This window comes from Roseateles sp. (assembly GCF_965229315.1).
Classification (GTDB): domain Bacteria; phylum Pseudomonadota; class Gammaproteobacteria; order Burkholderiales; family Burkholderiaceae_C; genus Pelomonas.
The window spans coordinates 633276-655066 of the sequence record NZ_CBDDJA010000002.1; the positions used below are offsets into that span (position 1 = coordinate 633276).

General features: G+C 67.9%; 18 protein-coding genes. 5 read left to right on the forward strand and 13 right to left on the reverse strand.

Translation table 11 applies throughout. The features are described 5' to 3' along the window. Positions 1–377: 377 nt before the first annotated feature. The 3 genes from ACO07H_RS07715 (at position 378) to ACO07H_RS07725 (ending at position 5458) form a co-directional block, all read left to right on the forward strand. Positions 378–3290, forward strand: coding sequence for a ribonucleoside-diphosphate reductase subunit alpha (locus tag ACO07H_RS07715; RefSeq protein WP_422012787.1), 2913 nt, complete (start codon positions 378–380; stop codon positions 3288–3290). Between the two features lie 157 nt (positions 3291–3447). Continuing rightward, on the forward strand, positions 3448–4620 hold the full coding sequence (locus ACO07H_RS07720; protein ID WP_422012789.1) for a ribonucleotide-diphosphate reductase subunit beta: 1173 nt from the start codon (positions 3448–3450) through the stop codon (positions 4618–4620). 211 nt (positions 4621–4831) lie between these two features. Then, the gene (locus ACO07H_RS07725) at positions 4832–5458 is read left to right on the forward strand and encodes a histone (RefSeq protein ID WP_422012791.1); all 627 of its coding nucleotides are present in this window, start codon (positions 4832–4834) and stop codon (positions 5456–5458) included. Positions 5459–5690: 232 nt separating this feature from the next. On the opposite strand, the gene ACO07H_RS07730 is transcribed toward ACO07H_RS07725, so the two are convergent. The 12 genes from ACO07H_RS07730 to ACO07H_RS07785 form a co-directional block, all read right to left on the reverse strand. Beyond that, positions 5691–6728, reverse strand: a complete 1038-nt coding sequence (locus ACO07H_RS07730) for a zinc-ribbon and DUF3426 domain-containing protein (RefSeq protein ID WP_422012793.1) — start codon at positions 6726–6728, stop codon at positions 5691–5693. Further along, positions 6725–7618, reverse strand: coding sequence for a 50S ribosomal protein L11 methyltransferase (gene prmA / locus ACO07H_RS07735; protein ID WP_422018606.1), 894 nt, complete (start codon positions 7616–7618; stop codon positions 6725–6727). The genes ACO07H_RS07730 and prmA overlap by 4 nt, the downstream gene beginning before the upstream one ends. Positions 7619–7670: 52 nt before the next feature. Next, positions 7671–9020, reverse strand: a complete 1350-nt coding sequence (gene accC / locus ACO07H_RS07740) for an acetyl-CoA carboxylase biotin carboxylase subunit (protein ID WP_422012795.1) — start codon at positions 9018–9020, stop codon at positions 7671–7673. Between the two features lie 9 nt (positions 9021–9029). After that, positions 9030–9485 carry an acetyl-CoA carboxylase biotin carboxyl carrier protein gene (gene accB, locus ACO07H_RS07745; RefSeq protein ID WP_422012796.1) on the reverse strand — a complete coding sequence of 152 codons (456 nt, stop codon included), beginning with the start codon at positions 9483–9485 and terminating at the stop codon, positions 9030–9032. A 54-nt stretch (positions 9486–9539) separates the two neighbouring features. After that, positions 9540–9986 (reverse strand): type II 3-dehydroquinate dehydratase, encoded by a 447-nt coding sequence (gene aroQ, locus ACO07H_RS07750; protein WP_422012798.1) that lies wholly within the window; start codon positions 9984–9986, stop codon positions 9540–9542. A gap of 142 nt (positions 9987–10128) precedes the next feature. Further along, entirely contained in the window at positions 10129–10671 is a 543-nt protein-coding gene (locus ACO07H_RS07755; RefSeq protein WP_422012800.1) for a TlpA disulfide reductase family protein, read from the reverse strand. Between the two features lie 2 nt (positions 10672–10673). Beyond that, positions 10674–11282: a hypothetical protein gene (locus ACO07H_RS07760; RefSeq protein ID WP_422012802.1), complete on the reverse strand. Its 609-nt coding sequence runs from the start codon at positions 11280–11282 to the stop codon at positions 10674–10676. Continuing rightward, positions 11279–11992, reverse strand: coding sequence for a monofunctional biosynthetic peptidoglycan transglycosylase (mtgA, locus tag ACO07H_RS07765; protein WP_422012803.1), 714 nt, complete (start codon positions 11990–11992; stop codon positions 11279–11281). Before mtgA ends, ACO07H_RS07760 begins: the two co-directional genes overlap by 4 nt. Continuing rightward, positions 11992–12807: a shikimate dehydrogenase gene (aroE, locus tag ACO07H_RS07770; RefSeq protein ID WP_422012804.1), complete on the reverse strand. Its 816-nt coding sequence runs from the start codon at positions 12805–12807 to the stop codon at positions 11992–11994. The genes mtgA and aroE overlap by 1 nt, the downstream gene beginning before the upstream one ends. Beyond that, a complete protein-coding gene (locus ACO07H_RS07775; RefSeq protein ID WP_422012805.1) occupies positions 12804–13655 on the reverse strand; it encodes an energy transducer TonB in 852 nt (283 codons plus the stop codon). Before ACO07H_RS07775 ends, aroE begins: the two co-directional genes overlap by 4 nt. A 1-nt stretch (position 13656) precedes the next feature. Further along, positions 13657–15705, reverse strand: a complete 2049-nt coding sequence (locus ACO07H_RS07780; protein WP_422012807.1) for a ribonuclease catalytic domain-containing protein — start codon at positions 15703–15705, stop codon at positions 13657–13659. A 17-nt stretch (positions 15706–15722) separates the two neighbouring features. Further along, on the reverse strand, positions 15723–16313 hold the full coding sequence (locus ACO07H_RS07785) for a YqiA/YcfP family alpha/beta fold hydrolase (RefSeq protein ID WP_422012809.1): 591 nt from the start codon (positions 16311–16313) through the stop codon (positions 15723–15725). Between the two features lie 125 nt (positions 16314–16438). Here ACO07H_RS07785 and ACO07H_RS07790 point away from each other — a divergent pair, with 125 nt between their 5' ends. Then, positions 16439–19138, forward strand: a complete 2700-nt coding sequence (locus tag ACO07H_RS07790; RefSeq protein ID WP_422012810.1) for a zinc-dependent metalloprotease — start codon at positions 16439–16441, stop codon at positions 19136–19138. Positions 19139–19233: 95 nt separating this feature from the next. After that, positions 19234–19647 (forward strand): PaaI family thioesterase, encoded by a 414-nt coding sequence (locus ACO07H_RS07795; RefSeq protein ID WP_422012812.1) that lies wholly within the window; start codon positions 19234–19236, stop codon positions 19645–19647. 667 nt (positions 19648–20314) lie between these two features. Here ACO07H_RS07795 and ACO07H_RS07800 read toward each other — a convergent pair. Further along, positions 20315–21748 (reverse strand): S41 family peptidase, encoded by a 1434-nt coding sequence (locus tag ACO07H_RS07800; protein WP_422012813.1) that lies wholly within the window; start codon positions 21746–21748, stop codon positions 20315–20317. Positions 21749–21791 lie beyond the last annotated feature (43 nt).

A 21791-nucleotide genomic window follows, 5' to 3' on the forward strand; every position in this document is an offset into this window, starting at 1 on the left:
CCTCATGCGGCTTGCGCGCGGAGAAGCCTTTGCTGATCGGGGGGAAGGCCTTCGGGTGCCTGTTTCTTGTGCAGCGGCGCCACGGGGTTTGACACTAGGGGTAGTGCCTTGAGAGGGATATACACCGTAGATATAGTGTCCTCGTGATATCCTGCCAACCCAGTCGCCCCCCAATGATCATCACCTCGGAATCGCTGTTCGCCCTGGCCTGGCCTGGCCGCAGCAGCAACCCGCCCGAGGACCCCGCCGCAACGCCGGCCTGACCATGGACCGGCAGGGACGAAACGACCCCACTGAAGCAACGCACGACATGGCATCCCCGCACGGGGTGGCGTGCCGCGCATTCGCCTGATCTCTCTCGATAAAAGGATTCCCTCATGCTGCATGAAGCCGTCACGGGCCCGTCGCACGCCAGCCCCGCCGCCCCGGTCGCGTTTGAGTCCGGCGCCTCCACTGCCAGTCAAGGCCAGCCCACGCCGTCGACCTACCAGTCCTACCAGATCATTCGCCGCAACGGCGCGGTGGTCTCGTTCGAGCCGAGCAAGATCGCGGTGGCGCTGATGAAGGCCTTCCTGGCCGTGCACGGCACGACGGGCGCGGCGTCGGCCAGTGTGCGCGAGACGGTGGAGCAGCTGACCCAGAACGTCGTGCGTGCGCTGCTGCGCTCGCGCCCGAGCGGCGGCACCTTCCACATCGAAGACGTGCAGGACCAGGTCGAGCTGGGCCTGATGCGCAGCAGCAACCACGAAGTGGCCCGCGCCTACGTGCTGTACCGCGAGCGCCGCGCGCAGGAGCGTGCTGCGCAGGGCGAGGCCACCAAGGCGGCCGAGCCGGCGCTGATGGTGGTAGACCGCGGCGAGCGCCGTCCGCTGGACCTGGGCCAGCTGAAGTCGCTGATCGCCTCGGCCTGCGAGAACCTGGGCGCCGACGTGAAGCCCGACCCGGTGCTGGCCGAGACGCAGCGCAACCTGTACGACGGCGTCGCCATCGACGAGGTCTACAAGGCCGCCATCCTGGCCGCCCGCACGCTCATCGAGAAGGACCCCGGCTACAGCCGCGCCACCGCCCGCCTGCTGCTGCACACCATCCGCCGCGAGATCATCGGCGGCGAGGTGCTGCAGGGTGAGATGCAGACGCGCTACGCCGAGTACTTCCCCGGCTACATCAAGAAGGGCATCAAGGCCGAGCTGCTGGACGAGAAGCTGGGCCAGTACGACCTCGTCAAGCTGGGCGCCGCGCTGAAGGCCGAGCGCGATCTGCAGTTCGACTACCTCGGCCTGCAGACGCTGTACGACCGCTATTTCCTGCACATCGAAGAGCAGCGCATCGAGATGCCGCAGGCCTTCTTCATGCGCGTGGCCATGGGGCTGGCGCTGGGCGAGGTGGACCGCGAAGCCCGCGCCATCGAGTTCTATGAAGTGCTGTCCAGCTTCGACTTCATGTCCAGCACGCCGACGCTGTTCAACGCCGGCACGCGCCGCTCGCAGTTGTCGAGCTGCTACCTGACGACCGTCAGCGACGACCTCGACGGCATCTACGAGGCGCTGAAGGAGAACGCGCTGCTGAGCAAGTTCGCCGGCGGCCTGGGCAACGACTGGACGCCGGTGCGCGCGCTGGGCTCGCACATCAAGGGCACCAACGGCAAGAGCCAGGGCGTCGTGCCGTTCCTGAAGGTCGTCAACGACACGGCCGTGGCCGTGAACCAGGGCGGCAAGCGCAAGGGCGCCGTCTGCGCCTACCTGGAAACCTGGCACCTGGACATCGAAGAGTTCCTGGACCTGCGCAAGAACACCGGCGACGACCGCCGCCGCACGCACGACATGAACACGGCGAACTGGATTCCCGACCTGTTCATGCGCCGCGTGCTCGAAGGCGGCGACTGGACGCTGTTCAGCCCCTCCACCTGCCCGGACTTGCACGACCTGTTCGGCAAGGCCTTCGAAGTGGCCTACACCGGCTACGAGGCCAAGGCCGACCGCGGCGAGATCAAGCTCTTCAAGCGCATGCCCGCCAAGGACCTGTGGCGCAAGATGCTGTCGATGCTGTTCGAGACGGGCCACCCCTGGATCACGTTCAAGGACGCCTGCAACGTGCGCAGCCCGCAGCAGCATGTCGGCGTCGTGCACTCCAGCAACCTGTGCACCGAGATCACGCTGAACACCAACGACAGCGAGATTGCCGTCTGCAACCTCGGCTCCGTCAACCTGGCCCAGCACATCAAGGACGGCGCCATCGACCAGGTCAAGATGAAGAAGACCGTGCGCACGGCCATGCGCATGCTCGACAACGTCATCGACATCAACTACTACGCCGTCAAGAAGGCGCGAGACTCCAACCTGCGCCACCGCCCGGTGGGTCTGGGCATCATGGGCTTCCAGGATGCGCTGTACCAACTGCGCACGCCGTACGCGTCTCAAGCGGCCGTCGACTTCGCCGACCGCTCGATGGAAGCCGTCTGCTACCACGCCTACTGGGCCTCGACCGAACTGGCCGAGGAGCGTGGCCGCTATTCCTCGTACAAGGGCTCGCTGTGGGACCGCGGCATCCTGCCGATCGACTCGCTGGACCTGCTGGCCGAGGCCCGCGGCGGCTACGTCGACGTGGACCGCTCGACCTCGATGGACTGGGACGCGCTGCGCGGCCGCATCGCCACCCACGGCATGCGCAACAGCAACTGCGTCGCCATCGCGCCGACGGCCACCATCTCCAACATCATCGGCGTGGACGCGTCCATCGAGCCCTGCTTCGGCAACCTGTCGGTCAAGTCCAACCTGTCCGGCGAGTTCACCGTCATCAACGAATCGCTGGTGCGTGACCTGAAGGCGCTGGGCCTGTGGGACGACGTGATGGTCATGGACCTCAAGCACTTCGACGGCTCGCTGCGCCGCATCGACCGCGTGCCCGAGGACATCAAGGCGCTGTACGCGACGGCCTTCGAGGTCGACACCGTGTGGCTGATCGAAGCCGGCGCGCGCCGCCAGAAGTGGATCGACCAGGCGCAGAGCCTGAACATCTACATGGCCGGCGCATCGGGCAAGAAGCTGGACGAGACCTACAAGCTGGCGTGGCAGCGCGGCCTGAAGACAACCTACTACCTGCGCACCATCAGCGCGACGCAGGCCGAGAAGAGCACGGTCACGCGCTCGGGGCAGCTGAACTCGGTGTCGTCAGGCGCGGCGCCCGTGATGGCTGCGCAAGCGGCGCCGGTCGCTGTCGTCGAGCCCGAGCTGCCGGCCACGAACGTGCAGTTCTGCGCCATCGACGACCCCGGCTGCGAGGCCTGCCAGTAATTGAAGCAGCAGCGCGAACTTGTATAGACAAGTTCGCGCTGCCTGTTTTCGATGCCCACGCGCAACAAACTTTGCGCGATTGATGCAAATAGCAGTTGCTAGTCCTTGTTGATTTGCACAAGCACTGCCGATAATTGAATGCGATAGGAAGCACACCATGCTGGATTGGGACGAAGACCTGAAGTCCACTGACACCCACGCTGCGAACAAGCTCGCGGCCATGCCTTCGGCGACCACTTCGGCGATTGCTCCGCGCGAAGCGGCCAACGTCTCCATCCCCGCTCCCCAACTGTCTGGCGAAGTCGCGACGGCCCGTCGCGTGAAGGCTGCCGACAAGCGCATCATCAACGGCCAGACCGACGTCAACCAGCTGGTGCCGTTCAAGTACAAGTGGGCGTGGGAGAAGTACCTCGCCACCTGCGCCAACCACTGGATGCCGCAGGAAGTGAACATGAGCCGCGACATCGCGCTCTGGAAGGATCCCAACGGCCTGACCGAAGACGAGCGCCGCATCATCAAGCGCAACCTCGGCTTCTTCGTCACCGCCGACTCGCTGGCCGCCAACAACATCGTGCTGGGCACCTACCGCCACATCACGGCGCCGGAGGCCCGCCAGTTCCTGCTGCGCCAGGCCTTCGAGGAGGCCATCCACACGCACGCCTACCAGTACATCGTCGAGAGCCTGGGCCTGGACGAGAGCGAGATCTTCAACGCCTACAACGAGGTCCAGTCCATCCGTGACAAGGACCAGTTCCTGATCCCCTTCATCGAGGCGATCATGAAGCCGGAGTTCGTCACCGGTACGCCCGAGGCCGACCAGACGCTGCTGAAGTCGCTCATCGTCTTCGCCTGCCTGATGGAAGGCCTGTTCTTCTACGTCGGCTTCACGCAGATCCTCGCGATGGGTCGCCAGAACAAGATGACCGGTGCGGCCGAGCAGTACCAGTACATCCTGCGCGACGAGTCCATGCACTGCAACTTCGGCATCGACCTGATCAACCAGATCAAGCTGGAGAACCCGCACCTGTGGACGGCCGAGTTCAAGGCCGAGATCAAGGCGCTGTTCCTGAAGGCCGTGGAGCTGGAGTACCGCTACGCCGAGGACACCATGCCGCGTGGCGTGCTGGGCCTCAATGCGTCGATGTTCAAGGGCTACCTGCGCTTCATCGCCAACCGCCGTGCGGTGCAGATCGGCCTCGAAGCGCTGTTCCCGAACGAAGAAAACCCCTTCCCGTGGATGAGCGAGATGATTGACTTGAAGAAGGAACGCAACTTCTTCGAGACCCGTGTCATCGAGTACCAATCGGGCGGGGCGCTGAGCTGGGACTGACGTCTCCAGCCGCCACCCGATCAAGCCTCAAGCCAATGCAGTCACCGAGCGAAACCCGCATCAACACGCAAGACGTGGCGGGGCTGCATGGCGATCCCATTCACCGTACCGAGGCGTTCCTCCTGAGCGACTCTCGGACGGTGAATAGCCGTATCCGCACGGACCGGTCCGTGCGGGACGGTGTCTTTTCCACTTGATCAAGGAGAAAACCATGGCAACTGCAAAGAAAGCGCCGGCCAAGAAGGCCGCTGCAACCCCGGCGAAGAAGGCCGCTCCGGCCAAGAAGGCGGCGACGCCTGCGAAGAAGGCGGCCCCGGCCAAGAAGGCGGCGACGCCTGCGAAGAAGGCAGCTCCGGCCAAGAAGGCAGCAACGCCTGCGAAGAAGGCAGCTCCGGCCAAGAAGGCGGCAACGCCTGCGAAGAAGGCAGCCCCGGCCAAGAAGGCGGCAACGCCTGCGAAGAAGGCAGCTCCGGCCAAGAAGGCGGCAACGCCTGCGAAGAAGGCAGCTCCGGCCAAGAAGGCGGCAACGCCTGCAAAGAAGGCAGCTCCGGCCAAGAAGGCCGCAGCACCTGCGAAGAAGGCCGCTGCCCCTAAGAAGGCTGCTGCGCCTGCGAAGAAGGCCGCGACGCCTGCGAAGAAGGCTGCTGCTGCGCCGAAGAAGGCCGCTGCTGCCAAGCCCGCTGCAAAGCCTGCCGCCAAGAAGGCTGCTGCGCCGAAGAAGGCCGCTGCCAAGCCTGCCCCTGCGGCCAAGCCTGCTGCTGCTGCACCGGCTCCCGCGGCCAAGACCGCGTTGAGCCCGCAAGCTGCCTGGCCCTTCCCGACCGGCAACAAGCCCTAATCCGGCGATCCGCTGACTCGCCGCCGGGTGGCTCGTCCACCCGGGTGCCGGCGACACCAGCCAGCCCGGCCCGAGTTCCGCTCGGTGCCGGGTTTTTATTTGTGCCATCGCTCAGGCGTGGCTTGCCTCGCGAGGTGGGTGCCGTGGCGCGTCGGTGGCGATCAGCGGACCACGCGCGGCCCGTTCTCTGACCCCGCAATCGACCCAGGATGCCGGCCTTGCCGCTTCCCGCTCAGGGATAAAAGACGTTGACGCTGTAGCCGCTCACGCGCTGCCCGCCGGTGCTGAACAGCAGGCTGAGCGTCTGTTCGGACTCCGCGTTCACCTGCGTCAAAGCCGGGCTCGTGGTTTCGGGACCGAGCACGCGACGCGCGAAGGGCGCCCCAGTGGTGTCGGTCAGGTTGAGCTCGATCCACGGCGCGGCCACGTCCACACCTGTCTTGTTGCGCAGCGAAAGGGTCAGCCTGTAGCTGCCGCTGCCGACCGGGTTCAGCGAGGTCGAGTCGATGCTGAGTGCATCGATTCGCCGCCAGGGCTGGATCTCGCAGCCTCCCAGCCCGCACAGGGCCTGCAGCGGCCCGCGCAGGCCCGGGTGCAGCGCGGCGATGGCGTCGCGGAAATGCAGCGCGACCTGCAGGGCCAGCAGCGCGGCGAGCAGCAGGGCGCCGATGGCCAGCGCGAGTTGCACGCGGGGTCGGTTCCAGCGCGCGCTGGTCTCGGCGCGCCGCATGAACTCCGGCACCACGGGTTCGGCGGGCGTGATGGCCTGGTCCGGCTTGGCGACCTTGCCTGGCTTGCCCGGCTTCTCGGCCGGCTCGGCGGCCATGGCGGGCATGGGCGATGCATCGGGCGCTGGCTCGTCGTCGGCGAAGACGTCCACGGGCCTGGGCTCCGGCGTGCGCGCCGCGGGCGGCTGCGCCGGCGGGGCGTCATCCACCCAGCGCGGTTCGTGGCGGCCGGGTTCCGCGGGCCAGCCGGTGGGCAGGTCGTCGCTGCGGACCTCGGGCTGCGGTGGCGGCAACCAGTCCGGCGGGCTGTGCGCGGCGGGCGGTTCGGGCGGCGGCGGCAGCGGTTCGGGTGGCGCAGCCACGGGCGCGTACTGCGGCGGCCAGGGCGGTGGGGCATCGCGCTCGATGTCGAAGAGCATCTCGCGCGCATCGAAGATTTCCGCGCAGCGCCCGCAGCGCACCCAGCCATCGGAGACGCGCAACTGGTCCTCGACGACCCTGAAGATCGTGCCGCAGGCCGTGCAGCGCGTCGCGAGGCTCATGCGCTCTCGGGTTTGTGCGCAGTCATCAGGATCCAGCCCTCCTCGCTGTCGCTGACTTCGAGCGCCATCCAGGGCGCGTAGGCCGCCTTCAGCTCGTCAGCCTGGCGCTCCAGGATGCCGGCGAGGATGAGGTGGCCACCGGGCGCGACATGGGCGCACAGCAGCGGCGCGAGCAGCTTCAGCGGCTGGGCCAGGATGTTGGCGATGACCAGCGGGTACTCGTCCTGGGCCAGCTCGGGCAGGCCGGTGTTGAGCGTCACGCCGTTGGCGCGGGCGTTGTCCTTCGAGGACGTGATGGCGGCGGGGTCGATGTCCACGGCGTCGATGCGCTTGGCGCCGTGCAGCGCCGCGCCGATGGCGAGGATGCCGGAGCCGCAGCCGTAGTCCAGCACCCGGGGCCAGGCCTCGTGGCGGGTCGCGATCCAGCGCAGGCACATGCGCGTCGTCGGGTGCGTGCCGGTGCCGAAGGCCAGCCCCGGGTCCAGCCGCATGACACGGGCGGCCTGGGGCGGAGCCTCGTGCCAGCTCGGCACGATCCAGAACTCGGGCGTGATCTCGACCGGCGCGAACTGGCTCTGCGTCAGCCGCACCCAGTCCTGCTCGGGCACGGCCTGGATGGCCTGCACATGCACGTCGGCGGCCCAGTCCTGCGCAAGGAGGAGCGTGGCGACTTCGGTGGCCTCGGCTTCGCTGGGGAACAGCGCCTTGACGACGGAGCGTTCCCAGCCGGCCTTGGGTGCGGGCATGCCGGGCTCGCCGAAAAGGGCGTGTTCGGCCTCGGTGTCGGCGTCGGCGTCCTCGACGGAGACCGCGAGCGCGTCGATCTCCATCAGCGCATCGCTGACGGTCTCGACGTCGGCCTCGCGGCAGACCAGCGCAAGTTCAAACAGATGACTCATGCGCCGTATTGTCCCGCGACTGACCAGGCCAGCGCGGGTCGCGTCATCGTTTGTGCGCGGCCATCCAGCCTTCGAGGTAGTGGATGCTCGTGCCGCCCTCGATGAACTTGGCGTCCGCCATCAGCTCGCGGTGCAGCGGGATGTTGGTCTGGATGCCTTCCACGACCGTCTCGCTGAGCGCGATGCGCATGCGCGCCAGCGCCTGCTCGCGTGTGTCGCCGTGGACGATGATCTTGCCGATCATGGAGTCGTAGTTCGGCGGCACGAAGTAGTTCGTGTAGGCATGCGAGTCCACGCGCACGCCAGGGCCGCCAGGCGCGTGCCACATGGTGATGCGGCCGGGCGACGGCACGAACTTGACCGGGTCTTCGGCGTTGATGCGGCATTCGATGGCGTGGCCGCGCATCTCGATCTGGCGCTGCGTGAAGGGCAGCTTCTCGCCGGCCGCGATCTTGATCTGCTGCTGCACGATGTCGATGCCGGTGACCATCTCCGTCACCGGGTGCTCCACCTGCACGCGCGTGTTCATCTCGATGAAGTAGAACTCGCCGTTCTCGTACAGGAACTCGAACGTGCCGGCACCGCGGTAGCCCATCTTCTTGCAGGCGGCGGCGCAGCGGTCACCGACCTTCTCGATGGCGCGGCGGGGAATGCCGGGGGCGGGCGCTTCCTCGATGATCTTCTGGTGGCGGCGCTGCATGGAGCAGTCGCGCTCGCCCAGCCAGACGGCGTTCTTGTACGTGTCGGCGAGGATCTGGATCTCCACATGGCGCGGGTTCTCCAGGAACTTCTCCATGTAGACCTCGGGGTTGCCGAAGGCGGCACCCGCTTCGGCACGCGTCGTCTGCACCGCGTGCACGAGGGCCGCTTCGGTGTGCACGACGCGCATGCCGCGGCCACCGCCGCCGCCGGCCGCCTTGATGATGACCGGGTAGCCCACCGAGCGGGCGATGCGGATGATCTCCTTCGGATCCTCGGGCAGGGCGCCCTCGGAGCCCGGCACGCAGGGCACGCCGGCGCGGATCATGGCCTGCTTGGCCGAGACCTTGTCGCCCATCAGGCGGATGGACTCGGGCGTCGGGCCGATGAAGGTGAAGCCGCTGCGTTCCACGCGCTCGGCAAAGTCGGCGTTCTCGCTGAGGAAGCCGTAGCCGGGGTGGATGGCCTCGGCGTCGGTCACCTCGGCTGTGGCGATGATGGCCGGCATGCTGAGGTAGCTCTGCGCTGACGGCGCCGGGCCGATGCAGACGGCCTCGTCGGCCAGGCGCACGTACTTGGCGTCGCGGTCGGCCTCGGAGTAGACGACGACGGACTTGATGCCGAGTTCTCGGCACGCACGCTGGATGCGCAACGCGATCTCGCCTCGATTGGCGATCAGAACTTTCTTAAACATCGAGTGGCCTCACTCGATGATGAACAGCGGCTGGCCGAATTCGACCGCCTGGCCGTTCTCGCACATGATCTTCGTGATCGTGCCGCTCTTGTCGGCCTCGATCTCGTTCATGATCTTCATCGCTTCGATGATGCAGATGGGCTCGCCTTCCTTGACCTGCTGGCCCACGTCGGCGAATGCCTTGGCGTTGGGGCTGGAGGCGCGGTAGAAGGTGCCCACCATGGGCGACTTGACGACGTGGCCGGTCTCGACGGGCGCGGCGGCAGGTGCTGCTGCGGCGGCGGGCTGGGCGGGCGCAGCCACCGGGGCGGCCGGCGCCGGCGCATAGACCGGCTGCATGGCCACGGCTGCGGCCGGGTCGGCCTTGACGATGCGGACCTTGCCATCGGCCTCGGTGATTTCCAGTTCGGAGATGTTCGATTCCGAAACCAGGTCGATCAGGGTTTTGAGCTTGCGCAGGTCCATCATGGCTCCAGGCTGTTGTAGTTGTGGAGAAGGGGCAAAGCCGGCGCCTGGATCTCAGGCGCCGGCTTCCAACGATTCGAGGGCGTGGCGCAGCGCGAGGCGGTAGCCGCTGGCGCCGAGACCGCAGATGACGCCGACCGCCAGGTCACTCAGATAACTGTGGTGGCGGAAGGGTTCGCGGCGGTGGATGTTCGACAGGTGGACTTCGATGAAGGGCAGGGCCACGCCGGCCAGTGCGTCGCGGATGGCGACGCTGGTGTGCGTGTACGCGGCCGGATTGATGACGATGAAGCGCGTGCCGTCGCTTCGCGCGGCCTGGATGCGGTCCACCAGGGCGCCTTCGTGGTTGCTCTGGAAGCTCACCACCTTGGCGCCGGCAACTGCCGCGATCGCGCCCAGTTCGGCGTCGATCTGCTCCAGGGTCTGCGCGCCATACACCTCAGGCTCGCGGGTGCCGAGCAGGTTGAGGTTGGGGCCATGCAGGACGAGAACTTGCATCAAACACGCGGCAGCACGCTGGCCCGAAGGTCTAGGGAGCCACCACTAAATTGAGGAAGGGCGCACTTTACGCTTTTTGGCGCCGGTTTCCCGCCGGATAGGGAAATTCTCGGGGTCGGTGCGCCGCGCGGGTGCGCGGCTGCGGTCAGCCGGCGGTCTTGGCCAATTCCCGCAGCTCTTCCAGGCGGCTGACGCCCAGGCGACGCCAGTTGATCTCGCCGCCGGTGTCGAACGCGAGCGAAAACGGCAGCCCGCCCGCGGTGTTGCCCAGTTCGCGCACCAGCGCGAGGCCCTGCGATCCGGCCAGCGCGATGGGGAAGTCCAGCGGCGTCTTGTGCAGGAAGGCCTTCACCGGATCCAACTGGTCCACCGCCAGGCCCACGACCTGCCAGCCCTTGGCCTGCGCTTCCTTGTAGAACTGGTTGATCTCGGGCAGTTCCTTCACGCAGGGCGCGCACCAGGTGGCCCAGAAGTTCACCAGCAACGGCTTGCCGCGCCAGCGCGCCACGTCCAGCGGCTCGCCGTCCAGCCCCGGGAAGCGCTGCGCCCAGAAGGCCTGGGCCTCGGGCGACAGCGGCTGGCCCGCGTTCTTGTGAGAGGGGCCGCCTCGCAGCGCGACGAAGGCGCCCAGCGCTGCAGCGCCCAGCCCGGCACCGATGACGAAGCCGCGGCGTTGGATGGGGGTCATGGTTAGGGGGTATCCAACAGATGTTGCAAAGCGGCCAGGTCGCCGCGCTCGGTGTGGCCGCGCGCATCGGGCTTGAGCGCGCCGCGCAGGTCGTCGAAGTCCAGGATGGTGAGGCACAACGTCACCCGCTCCTGCAGCGCGGGGCAGGGGACGTCCAGGATCAGCATGTCCACCGACCGCGCCCGGCCGCCTCGGGCGCTTTTCGGGCCGGGCGTCTCTGCCACGTCGAAGTCCAGCCCGCGGTTCAGCAACTCGATCTCGGTGGCCTTGCTGTCGTCGCAATAGAGCTGCAGGTGCACGTTGGACAACCGTGTGGCGGTGCCGCGCCAGACGGCGCCGGTCAGGTGCGGGCGGAACTCCGCCAGCCGCGCCATCCACTCGGCGGCCAGCTCACGCAGCGCGCGCAGTTCGCCCGGCTGCGTGTCGGCGTGGAAGATGGCGATGTGCTCGCGCACCGCGTCCTCCACCTCGTCGTTGCCGGGCAGCGCGGCGCGCGGCGCGCCCAGGTCGCGGGCGGCGCGCTGCTTGGCGGGGCCCCAGTCCATGCCCTCGTCGACGATCAGGCGTGCCGCCATCGCGGCGATTTCAGCCGCGGTCCCTTGCTCGCTCATGGCAGCTGCGCGCCGGTCATGCGCCCCACGATGAGGCCCGCCCGGCCGATGACGTAGGGCGACGCCGGCTGGCGCTCGAAGCGCTTGGGTGCCGGCAGCATCACCGCCAGCCGCGCCGCCTCGAAGGTGCCCAGCCGTGCGGCATCGGTGTGGAAGTAGTGCCGCGCCGCCGCCTGTGCGCCGAACAGGCCCTCGCCCCATTCCACGCTGTTCAGGTAGATCTCCAGGATGCGGTCCTTGCTCAGCAGCGCCTCCAGCGTCAGCGTGATGGCGAGCTCCTGGCCCTTGCGCAGCAGCGTGCGCTCGCCGGACAGGAACAGGTTCTTGGCCAGCTGTTGCGTGATGGTGGAGCCGCCGATGACCTTGGCCACGCTCTTGCCGCGCGCCTGCGCACGGGCCTGCGCCTTCTCGTTCTTCTTCCAGGCGCCCTTGAGCGCGTCCCAGTCCACGCCGCCGTGCTGGGCGAAGGTGTCGTCCTCGCTGGCGATGACGGCGCGCTTCAGCGTCCTGGGCAGTTGATCGTCATCCACCCATTGCTGCGCCCAGGCCACCTGCTGCTTCTCCTTCAGCAGGCGCAGCGCCTCGCTGCGCTGGAAGCTGGTGGACTGCGGCGCGACCCAGCGCATCAGCAGGATGCGGCCGGCGAACCAGAGCTGCAGGCACAGCACGGCCAGCACCAGCACGGCGACGAGGCGGATGGCGTGGCGCATCACAGCGTGCTCCTGAGCGCGGCGAGCACCGGTGCCGTGTCCGGCCGCACGCCGCGCCACAAGAAGAAGGCTTCGGCCGCCTGCTCGACCAGCATGCCCAGGCCGTCGCGGGGCTCGGCGCCGTGGGCGGCGGCCCAGTCCAGGAAGCCTTGCGCCTTGGGGCCGTACATCATGTCCAGCGCCAGGCTGCCCGGCTTCAGCACGCGGGGGTTCACCGGCGACGCCAGGCCCGCCAGGCTGGTGCTGGTCGCGTTGACGACGATGTCCTGCGCGGCGGGTGCGTCGGCCAGCGTCGTGGCTGTCAGCGGGACGCCCAGGTCCGCATGGCTGTCGACCAGCGCCTGCGCCTTGTCCAGCGTGCGGTTCACGACGGTGATGCCGGCGGGGCTGGCCGCGATCAGGCTGCCCAGCACGCCGGCCGCCGCGCCGCCGGCGCCGACCAGCAGCACGCGCAGGCCGGCCAGCGGGCGGCGTGCGTTGCGCTGGACGTCGTTGACGAGGCCGGCGCCGTCGGTGTTGTCGCCCACCCAGCCGCCTTTGTCGAAGCGCAGCGTGTTGACGGCGGCCGCGCGCGTCGCGCGCTCGGTGTGCTCGGTGGCCAGCGCGAAGGCGTCGAACTTGAACGGCACGGTGATGTTGCAGCCCTTCGCGCCTGACGCCGCGAACGAGCGCAATGCGACCTCGAAGCCGTCCAGCGGCGCCAGCAGGCGCTCGTAGGTCAGGGCCTGGCCGGTCTGCGCGGCAAACATCGCGTGGATGGCCGGCGAGCGGCTGTGCTCGACCGGATTGCCCACCACGGCATATCGGTCCGTCATGGCTGTCCTGTCAACGTGGTTTCCAGCCCTTCGTCGCGCGTGAACTTGAAGCGCGACGTGATGACCAGCACCTCGGCGCCGCGCAGCATGTCGCGGCTGAAGTTGCCGAACGGCGAGGCCGCCTGCACGATGGCGATGGCGCGGCGGTCCAGCGTGGCGTTGCCGCTGGTGGCGACGATCTCGGTCTCGATGACGCGGCCCTTGTGGTCGATGTGGATGTTCATCGTCAGTTCACCGTACAGCTTCTGGCCGCGCGACTCGGGGAAGTCGCGCGTGCCGCGCTCCTCGATGCGGCGGCGCAGCTGGTCGTAGTACTGCGCGTAGACCACCTCGCGCGTGGCCGGGCTGATGTAGCGCTTGCGCGGCCGCGCGCTCTCGTCGTTGACGCGCTTCTCGATCTCGGCGAGCAGGTCCACCAGCTGGCGGCGCTTCTCGGCCTGGGCGCGCTCGGTGGGGTCGGTCTTCTCGCGGCGAGGGTCGGGCGGCGGCAGCAGTGCCAGTTCGCGGCGCACCTGGGTCAGCAGTTGCTGCTGCTGCTCCTGCAACTGCGCGATCTGCGTGTGCTGCACCTCGGCGGCGTCGCCCACCTCGCTGCGGCGTGCGGGCGGCAGTGGCGACGTGGCACGCCCCGTCTCCTGGTTGCTGCCGCCTGCCAGGTTGGCCTGCGCCAGCGCCTGGGCCTTGGTGGGCGCTTCGCTGGAGCGGGTGTTGACCAGCACCACCTCCAGCGGCGTGTCCTGGAAGATGCGGTTGAACGCCTCGGGCGCGGCCACGCGCAGGCTGAGCAGCGACACATGCACGCCGACGGAGAACGCCAGCGCGATCTGCAGCGTGCTCAGCGCGCGCATGTCAGCCCTGGACCGTCGCCTCGGTCGGCTCGGCTTCGCCGATGCCGTCGTTCAGGTCGATGGCCAGCGTCAGCGGCGCCGCGGCGGCAGCCAGTTCCTCGTCGTCGCCTTCCGGCTCCTCGGCAGACGCCGTCTCGTCCAGCCGCTCGACCAGCGAGGCGTGCACGTCCAGCGTCATCTCGTCCAGCCCGGTGATGCGCACCTTCACGTGGCTGCCGCGCGGCAAGGCGTCGCAGCCCAGCGCCTTGAAGACCAGCGGCAGGTCGTCGGCGCGCACCAGGCCGTCCTTCATGACGGTCGCGGTCAGCTCGCCGTGATCGGCTAGGCCGTTCTGCTGCAGCCAGCGCAGCGTCCAGAAGCGCTCGATGCCGTTCTGGAAACCGTTGTAGGCCATGTAGGCGGACTCGAAGCCCGAGATGATGGAGAACAGCTGCGCGTCCTTGGGCTTGAACGGCGCGACGAGCGCAGCCGTCTTGCCGTGGCGGGCGCAGGCAATGATCTGCCACTGGTTCACCAAATCGACGTAGCGGCGCAAAGGGGACGTCGCCCAGGTGTACTGCGCCACGCCCATGCCGGCGTGCGGCAGCGCCTTCACGCCCATGCGCACCTTGATGCCGGGCGCCAGGCTCGCCTGGCTGCGGTAGATGCCGGGCAGGCCCAGCTCGGCCAGCCAGCCGCCCCAGGCGGAGTTGGCCAGGATCATGGCCTCGGCCACGATCAGGTCCAGTGACGAACCGCGGGCGCGCACGCCGATCTCGACCGATTCGGTGCCGTTGGGCGCTTCCGAGCGCTCGCCGGCGAGGCGGAAGTTGTAGTCGGGCCGGTTGAAGTTCTCCGGCTTGCCGCGCACCACCTCGCGCTGGGCCTTGAGATGCTTGGCCAGCCGCCAGGTGAAGGCGAGTTCGGGCGCGAACGCGTAGTCGGCCGTGGCGCTGCCCGACAGCGTGGCGTCGGTGACGATGCCGTCGAGCTTGTCGTGGCGCAGGTTGGCGGCGATGTGCACGCGCTCCAGCTTCGTCTCCCGCGACTTGATCTCGAACGTCGCCTCGTCCATCGTGAAGTAGATGGAGACGGCCGGGCAGTCGCGGCCCTCGATCAGCGTGTAGGCCTGCACGACATCGTCGGGCAGCATGGTCAGCTTCCAGCCCGGCATGTAGACGGTGGACAGCCGCTCGCGGGCGACCTTGTCGACGGCCGAGTCCGGCGTGATGGCCAGGCCGGGCGCGGCGATGTGCACGCCGAAGGTGACCGTGCCGGTGCCCAGGCCCTGCACCGACAGCGCGTCGTCGATCTCGGTGGTCTGCGAGTCGTCGATGGAGAAGGCCTGCGCGGTGGACAACGCCAGCTCGTCCTTGATCTCCGGCGCCGTCAGCGCGGGGAAGCCCGTGCCCTTGGGGAAGTTCTCGAACAGGAAGCGCTTCCAGTGGAACTGGTAGGCGCTGGTGATCGCGCCGGCCTGCTGCAGCAGGTCCAGCGGCGCCTTGTGCGAGCGCTTGCTGGCCTCCACGACGGCCTTGTATTCCGGGCCGTTCTTGTCGGGCTTGAAGAGGATCTTGTAGATCTGGTCCCGGATGGGCTGCGGGCAGGTGCCTTTCGCCAGGTCTTCGGCCCAGGACTCGATCTGCAACGCCTGCTGGCGCTTGCGCTCGATGCCCAGCAGCGCGGCCTTCACCGTCTCCTCGGGCGCCTTCTTGAACTGGCCCTTGCCGGCGCGGCGGAAGTAGTGCGGCGCGTCGTACAGGCGGAACAGTGCGGCGGCCTGCTGCACGGTGCCGGCCTTGGCGTCGAAATAGTCGCGGGCCAGGTCGGCAAAGCCGAACTCGCCCTCGGGCGCGAACTCCCAGGCCAGGTCCAGGTCGATGTCGTCGGCCAACGTGCGTGCCTGGCTCAGCAGCACGGCGGGCGCCGGTTGCTCGAACTTCAGCAGCACATTGGCAGACTTGACCTTGACTCGCTTGCCGGAGTCCAGCTCCACCTGCAGCGAGGCATCGGCCTCGGACATCACACGGCCGGCGAGGAATTTTCCGGCGTCATCAAACAGCGCAAACATAGGCGGCGATTGTCGCCTTACGCCAGCAGGTGTTTCGCAAGACCGGGCAGGTGGTCCTCGAAGTCGGTCAGGCCGTGGTCGCTGCCGTCGATCACCTCGCCGTCACAGCCCGCATAACGGGCCAGCATCTCGCGCCAGTCCAGCAGCTCGTCGCCCTTGGCGATGAGGGCGTAGTAGCGCAGCGGCCGGCTCAGGCGCGCGGGCGGCGTCAGCGCAGCCAACTCGGCGACGTGCCCGGCAGTGAAGTCGAACTTGAGCCCGGGGTCGTGCCACGCCGTCAGTTCGCCGATGTGGCGCGACAGGTCGCGCGCCGGGTCCACCGCCGGGTTCAGCACGGCCACGCGCCAGCCGCGGTGGGCCGGCTGCTCGGCCAGCGACGTGGCGTAGAAGCCGCCCAGCGAGCTGCCGACGACGGCCGAGCCGCCGGCGGGCCAGTCCGCCACGATGCCTGCAACCAGGGCCATTGCCGCCAGCGGCGAGGGCGGCAATTGCGGGCACGCGAACGTCAGGCCGCGCTGTTCAGCCGCCCAGGCGGCCATGCGCCGGGCCTTGGCCGATGCAGGGGAGGAACGAAAGCCATGCAGGTAAAGCAGATGGGTCAGGGCCATGCCGGAAGTTTTTCCGTGAAGTTGTGTGCCCCCACGACGGGGGAGGGCTCGGATTGACGCCAGTGTCGCCGCCCGCCACAGTGCCGGCTTTTCCTCGTTTCCTCCGGACACCCATGATGATCCCGATGTCCCGTACGGCGCTTGCCACTGCTGCGCTGCTCGCCCTGTCCATGCTGGCGCAGGCCCAGACCGCACCGGCACCGGCAGGCGCCGCGTCAGCCGCAGGCACGGCCGCGTTCGCGCCGGCGCCCGCGCCCACCCGCCCGGGCGCCCCCGACCCCACCGCGCCCAAGCCCTTCGCCGACGTCATCAAGGGCGCCAAGGAGCAGCCGGGGCTGTTCCCGATCTGGCGCAAGGACGAGAAGGTCTGGATCGAGATCCCGAAGGAGGCGTTCAACAAGCCCTTCCTGTTCAGCGTCAACGTCGCCAACGCCGTGGGTGAGCGGGGCCTGTACGCCAGCCAGATGCTGGGCGACGAGCTGGCCGAGTGGCGCCGCATCGGCAACCACGTGCAGCTGATCGCGCTGAACACCAAGTTCCGCTCCAGCAACGCCTCCAGCAAGCTGGCGATCGAGCAGGCGTTCTCGCCCAGCCTGATCGCTTCCAGCGGCGTGGCGAGCGCGGACCACCCCGACCGCAAGTCCGTGCTGGTGGATGCCGGCATGCTGCTGGGCGACATCCCCGGCTACTCCACGCGGCTGGAGGCCGCCTACCGGCTGCCGTTCGCGCCGGACCGGTCCAACTCCTTCATCGAGGCCACACGCGCCGACGCGCAGATCTCCACGCTGACCGCCCGCGTGCACTTCGCGACGCCGCGCATCCCCGCGCCGCCGCTGGTGCCCGCGCCGGTGCCGATGCCGTCGCCGCCTCAGGCGACGCCGGACCCGCGCTCGATGTTCTTCAGCTTCGTCTACAGCCTGCGCGCGCTGCCCGAGCAGCCCGCCGCCGTGCGCCATGCCGACGCGCGCCTGGGCCATTTCTCCGAGACCTACAGCAACCTCGGTGACGACCTGAAGGCCAACCCGCGCGTGCACATGATCGCCCGCTGGCGCCTGGAAAAGAAGGACCCGAGCGCCGCGCTGTCCGAGCCGGTGCAGCCCATCGTCTACTGGATGGACAAGAACATCCCCGAGAAGTACCGCGCGTCGGTGCAGGCCGGCATCCTGGAATGGAACAAGGCCTTCGAGAAGATCGGCTTCAAGGACGCCGTGCAGGCCAAGCAGCAGCCGGACGACGCCGACTGGGACAACATGGACTCCACGCATGCGTCCGTCCGCTGGTTCACCGGTGCCGACGTGGGCTTCGCCATCGGCCCGAGCAACAAGGACCCGCGCACCGGCGAAATCCTGGACGCCGACATCGGCATGAGCGACGTCTTCGGCCGCGGCTCGCGCCGCCTGGCGGCGGACGACGTGCTGCCCGGCGGCCAGCCGGGCCAGAACGCGTTCAGCAGCTGGACCGGCGAGCGCACCCACAACACGGCCATCGAGCAGCAGTGCACCTACATGGCCGACCAGGCCTCCGAGTTCGGCTTCGCGCTGGACCTGCTGGCGCTGCGGGGTGGGGCCGAGGGCATGGACATGAACGGCCCCGAGGCCGAGGCGCTGGCACAGGCCGTCATCAAGGACGTGGTGATGCACGAGGTCGGCCACACGCTGGGCCTGAAGCACAACTTCCGCTCGTCCACGACGGTCACGCAGGCGCAGCTCAGGGACAAGGCGTACACCGAGGCGCACGGCATCTCCAACTCGGTGATGGACTACAACGCCTACAACCTGCCGCTCAAGGGCGAGCCCAAGGCCAGCCTCACCAACACCGCGCTGGGTGCCTACGACTACTGGGCCATCGAGTACGCGTACAAGCCCATCGCTGCAGACCAGGAAGCGGCCGAGCTGGCAAAGATCGCCGCGCGTTCCACCGATCCGCTGCTGGCTTACGGCGACGACTTCGACCAGGGCGTGGGCGGCGTCTACGACGGCTTCGACCCGCGCACCAACCAGCGCGACCTCGGCGACGATCCGCTGGCCTACGCCAAGAAGCGCCTCAAGCTCAGCCAGGAACTGTGGGATCGTGTGCAGGCCCGCACGCCCGAGGTGGGCGAAGACCCGCTGCGCAACCGCCGCTCGGTGTTCGAGTCCTTCCGTCAGCTCAGCATGACGGCCAACAACATCAGCAAGTACGTGGGCGGCATCTATGCCGAGCGCATCGTGCCGGGCGTCACGCCTGGCCAGGCCTTCAAGCCGGTGGACAACGCGCAGCAGCGCGAGGCCCTGCGCTTCATTGCCAGCGGCCTGTTGTCGAGCAACTCGTTCAAGTTCTCGCCCGAGTTCCTGACGCTGCAGACGGTGGACTACAACGAGTGGGACCGTGGCCTGCCCCTGGCCGTGCCTGACTACGTCGCCGCGCTGCAGGGCCGTGTGCTGGATCGTTTGATGTCGCCCAACACGGCGCGCCGCCTGATCGAGCAGAGCAGCTATCTGCCCGAGGCTCAGCGCAAGGGCGCCGTGTCGCTGAGCGAGGTGTACGGCACGCTGCAGGGCGCGATCTTCAGCGAGCTCAAGACCGGCGGGGAGATCGACCGCATGCGCCGCAGCCTGCAGCGCGAGTACCTGCGCCGGCTGCAGGCGCAGCTCAACCGCTCGGCCAACGGCGCGACGGTGTATGCCGACGCCTTCTCGATGGCCCGCTACCACGCCAACCAGCTCGCCAGCGACCTGCGTGTGGCTTCTGCCAAGCCAGGGCTGTCCATCGAAACCAAGGCCCACCTGGCCGAGACGCTGGAGATGCTCAACGGCATGCTGAAGGCGACGATGACGCGCACCTGATCGCGTCAGGCGTTGACGCACAAGGCCGGCTTCATGCCGGCCTTTTTCATGGCCAACTACGATGGTCTGAAAATCCACACGAGGAAATCACCGCCATGCCCGATGCCGCCCAGCTCAACCAGTTCGGTGCCCCCAACCTGCCCGGTTACCTGGGCATCGTCATCACGCATGCCGGCGAGGGAGAGATCCATGCCGAGCTGCCGGTGCGTGCGGAGCTGATGGCGCCGAACGGCTTCCTGCATGCGGGCAGCGTGGTCACGCTCGCGGACACGTGCGCGGGCTACGGCTGCGTGACCAGCCTGCCGGAAGGCGCGGTGGGTTTCACGACCGTCGAGCTGAAGTCCAACCACCTGGGCACGGCGCGCGAGGGCACGATTGCCTGCGTGGCCAAGGCGGTGCACCTGGGCAAGACGACGCAGGTGTGGGATGCGGTGGTCACGAACAAGGACTCGGGGAAGACGGTGGCGCTGTTCCGGTGCACGCAGATGGTGTTGTACGGGAAGGGATGAGGGGCACGTCGCAGGCTTCTTGGGGCGTCTAAGTTCCTCTGGCCCATTGGCGAATGTGGTGCGGGGACTCGCCCCCGCGGGCGAGTTACTTCTTTGGGCGTCCAAAGAAGTAACCAAGAAAGACGCCCCGAAAAAACCGCCCCTGTCGGGGTTCCCTGCGCTGCTCGAACGACGAGGCCCGCACCCAACTCGCTTCGCTCAAACAGTGGTGCGGAGTCAGTTCTTGAAGTGCGCTGCGCGCACGCCTCGCCGTTCTGCGCTGCTCGGCGGTTTTTAAGGGGGAGTTCCCCAACAGCCAAACCCAAAAGCCGTTCGCCGCGAGGTATTTGCACCACCCCCTAGTAACCCGCCGAGCAGCGGAGGGTCTTGAGGCCGCGCGCGGAGCGCGCTTCAAGAACTGACTTCGCGAAGGTGTTTGAGCAGAGCGTAGCGGCGCGAGTTCTTCGCGGGGCCTCAAGACCTGAGCAGCGCAGGGCAGCCCGCTGCGAAGCAAAGGGCCGGGCGGATCGGGGGCGCTTTCTTTGCCTACTTTCTTGTGCGCACAAGAAAGTAGGTCGCCCGCCGGGGCGAACTCCCGGCACCACAGCAGGCGCTGAGCCAGAGTACCGAGCCCGAAAAAGAAACGGGCCCCACAAGGAGCCCGTCATCATCTAAAGCGAACGTGCGATCACTCGCCCGTCTTCGCCTCCGCCTTCCGCTCCAACGCCGTCTTCGACGCCATCACCGGCTGGCCCTTGAGCTTGTTCAGGGCCTGGACCAGCGGGAAGTCTTCCGCTGTGCCGAACTCGGGCAGCGGCTTGGGCGGCTCGGCGCGCTTCGCGAACTCGGCTTCCAGCTTGGTGCGGGCTTCCTCGCGGGCCTTCTGACGGGCGGCGTCGTCCTCGGGGCCGTTGTTCAGATGCTTCTCAAGGTCGGCCTCGCGCATGCGCAGCGCGGCAAAGACGTTGCCCTCGGCGGTTTCGTCCAGCATCACGTCGGGCACGATGCCCTTGGCCTGGATGGAGCGGCCGCTGGGCGTGTAGTAGCGGGCCGTGGTGATCTTCAATGCGCTTTCCGGGCCGAGCTGGCGCACGGTCTGCACTGAGCCCTTGCCGAAGGTCTGGGCGCCCATGACCGTCGCACGGTGGTGGTCCTGCAGCGCGCCGGCGACGATCTCGCTGGCGCTGGCCGAGCCTTCGTTGACCAGCACGACCAGCGGCACGCTCTTCAGCGCGGCGGGCAGGCGCTTCAGCGGGTCGTCACCGCCACGGCGGCGGTAGTCGTCGGGGCTGGCCTTGTAGCTGGCCTTGGACTCGGGAATCTGGCCGTTGGTGGACACGACTTCGACGTCGCGCGGCAGGAAGGCCGCCGACAGCGCCACGGCGCCTTCGAGCAGGCCGCCCGGGTCGTTGCGCAGGTCCAGCACCAGGCCCTTCAGGTTGGGCTCCTGCTTGTAGATCTCTTCGAGCTTCTTGGCGAAGTCGTCGATGGTGCGGTCCTGGAACTGGCTGACGCGGATCCAGGCGTAGCCCGGCTCCATGACCTTGGCACGCACGCTCTGGACCTTGATCTCCTCGCGGGTGATGGTCACCGGGAAGGTGCGGTTCTCGGCCTTGCGGTAGATGCTCAGGCTGACCTTGGTGGCCGGCTCGCCGCGCATCTTCTTGACGGCCTGGTCCAGCGTCAGGCCGCGCACGGCCGTGTCGTCGATGCGGCTGATCAGGTCGCCGCTCTTCAGGCCGGCGCGGAAGGCGGGCGAGCCTTCGATGGGCGAGACGATCTTGACCAGGCCGTCTTCCATGCCGATCTCGATGCCCACGCCGACGAACTTGCCGGTCGTGCCTTCACGGAATTCCTTGAACGTCTTCTTGTCAAAGAACTGCGAGTGCGGGTCCAGGCCAGACACCATGCCGGAGATCGCGTCGTTGATCAGCTTCTTCTCGTCGACGGGTTCGACGTACTCGGCCTTCACCAGCCCGAACACGGCAGCCAGTTGCTGCATCTCGTCCAGCGGCAGCGGCGACAGGCTGCTGCGCGCATTGGCCTGGAGCTGCATCGTGGTGAGGGCGCCAGCCACGGCACCCAGCGCAACCCAACCGGCGACTTTCAACTTGGAGCTCATGAAGGCGAGTCCTCTATCAATGTGGATCCCGTCGAAACAGCTT

Bases quoted from the DNA above. Each gene is read 5' to 3' on its own strand.
- ACO07H_RS07775 (WP_422012805.1), bottom strand. From the start codon at position 13,655: ATGCGCGCGCTGAGCACGCTGCAGATCGCGCTGGCGTTCTCCGTCGGC.
- ACO07H_RS07720 (WP_422012789.1), top strand. From the start codon at position 3,448: ATGCTGGATTGGGACGAAGACCTGAAGTCCACTGACACCCACGCTGCG.
- ACO07H_RS07715 (WP_422012787.1), top strand. From the start codon at position 378: ATGCTGCATGAAGCCGTCACGGGCCCGTCGCACGCCAGCCCCGCCGCC.
- ACO07H_RS07780 (WP_422012807.1), bottom strand. From the start codon at position 15,705: ATGTTTGCGCTGTTTGATGACGCCGGAAAATTCCTCGCCGGCCGTGTG.
- ACO07H_RS07785 (WP_422012809.1), bottom strand. From the start codon at position 16,313: ATGGCCCTGACCCATCTGCTTTACCTGCATGGCTTTCGTTCCTCCCCT.
- aroE (WP_422012804.1), bottom strand. From the start codon at position 12,807: ATGACGGACCGATATGCCGTGGTGGGCAATCCGGTCGAGCACAGCCGC.
- ACO07H_RS07730 (WP_422012793.1), bottom strand. From the start codon at position 6,728: ATGAGCCTCGCGACGCGCTGCACGGCCTGCGGCACGATCTTCAGGGTC.
- ACO07H_RS07800 (WP_422012813.1), bottom strand. From the start codon at position 21,748: ATGAGCTCCAAGTTGAAAGTCGCCGGTTGGGTTGCGCTGGGTGCCGTG.
- ACO07H_RS07755 (WP_422012800.1), bottom strand. From the start codon at position 10,671: ATGACCCCCATCCAACGCCGCGGCTTCGTCATCGGTGCCGGGCTGGGC.
- ACO07H_RS07725 (WP_422012791.1), top strand. From the start codon at position 4,832: ATGGCAACTGCAAAGAAAGCGCCGGCCAAGAAGGCCGCTGCAACCCCG.
- accB (WP_422012796.1), bottom strand. From the start codon at position 9,485: ATGGACCTGCGCAAGCTCAAAACCCTGATCGACCTGGTTTCGGAATCG.
- ACO07H_RS07795 (WP_422012812.1), top strand. From the start codon at position 19,234: ATGCCCGATGCCGCCCAGCTCAACCAGTTCGGTGCCCCCAACCTGCCC.
- ACO07H_RS07760 (WP_422012802.1), bottom strand. From the start codon at position 11,282: ATGAGCGAGCAAGGGACCGCGGCTGAAATCGCCGCGATGGCGGCACGC.
- ACO07H_RS07790 (WP_422012810.1), top strand. From the start codon at position 16,439: ATGTCCCGTACGGCGCTTGCCACTGCTGCGCTGCTCGCCCTGTCCATG.
- accC (WP_422012795.1), bottom strand. From the start codon at position 9,020: ATGTTTAAGAAAGTTCTGATCGCCAATCGAGGCGAGATCGCGTTGCGC.
- mtgA (WP_422012803.1), bottom strand. From the start codon at position 11,992: ATGCGCCACGCCATCCGCCTCGTCGCCGTGCTGGTGCTGGCCGTGCTG.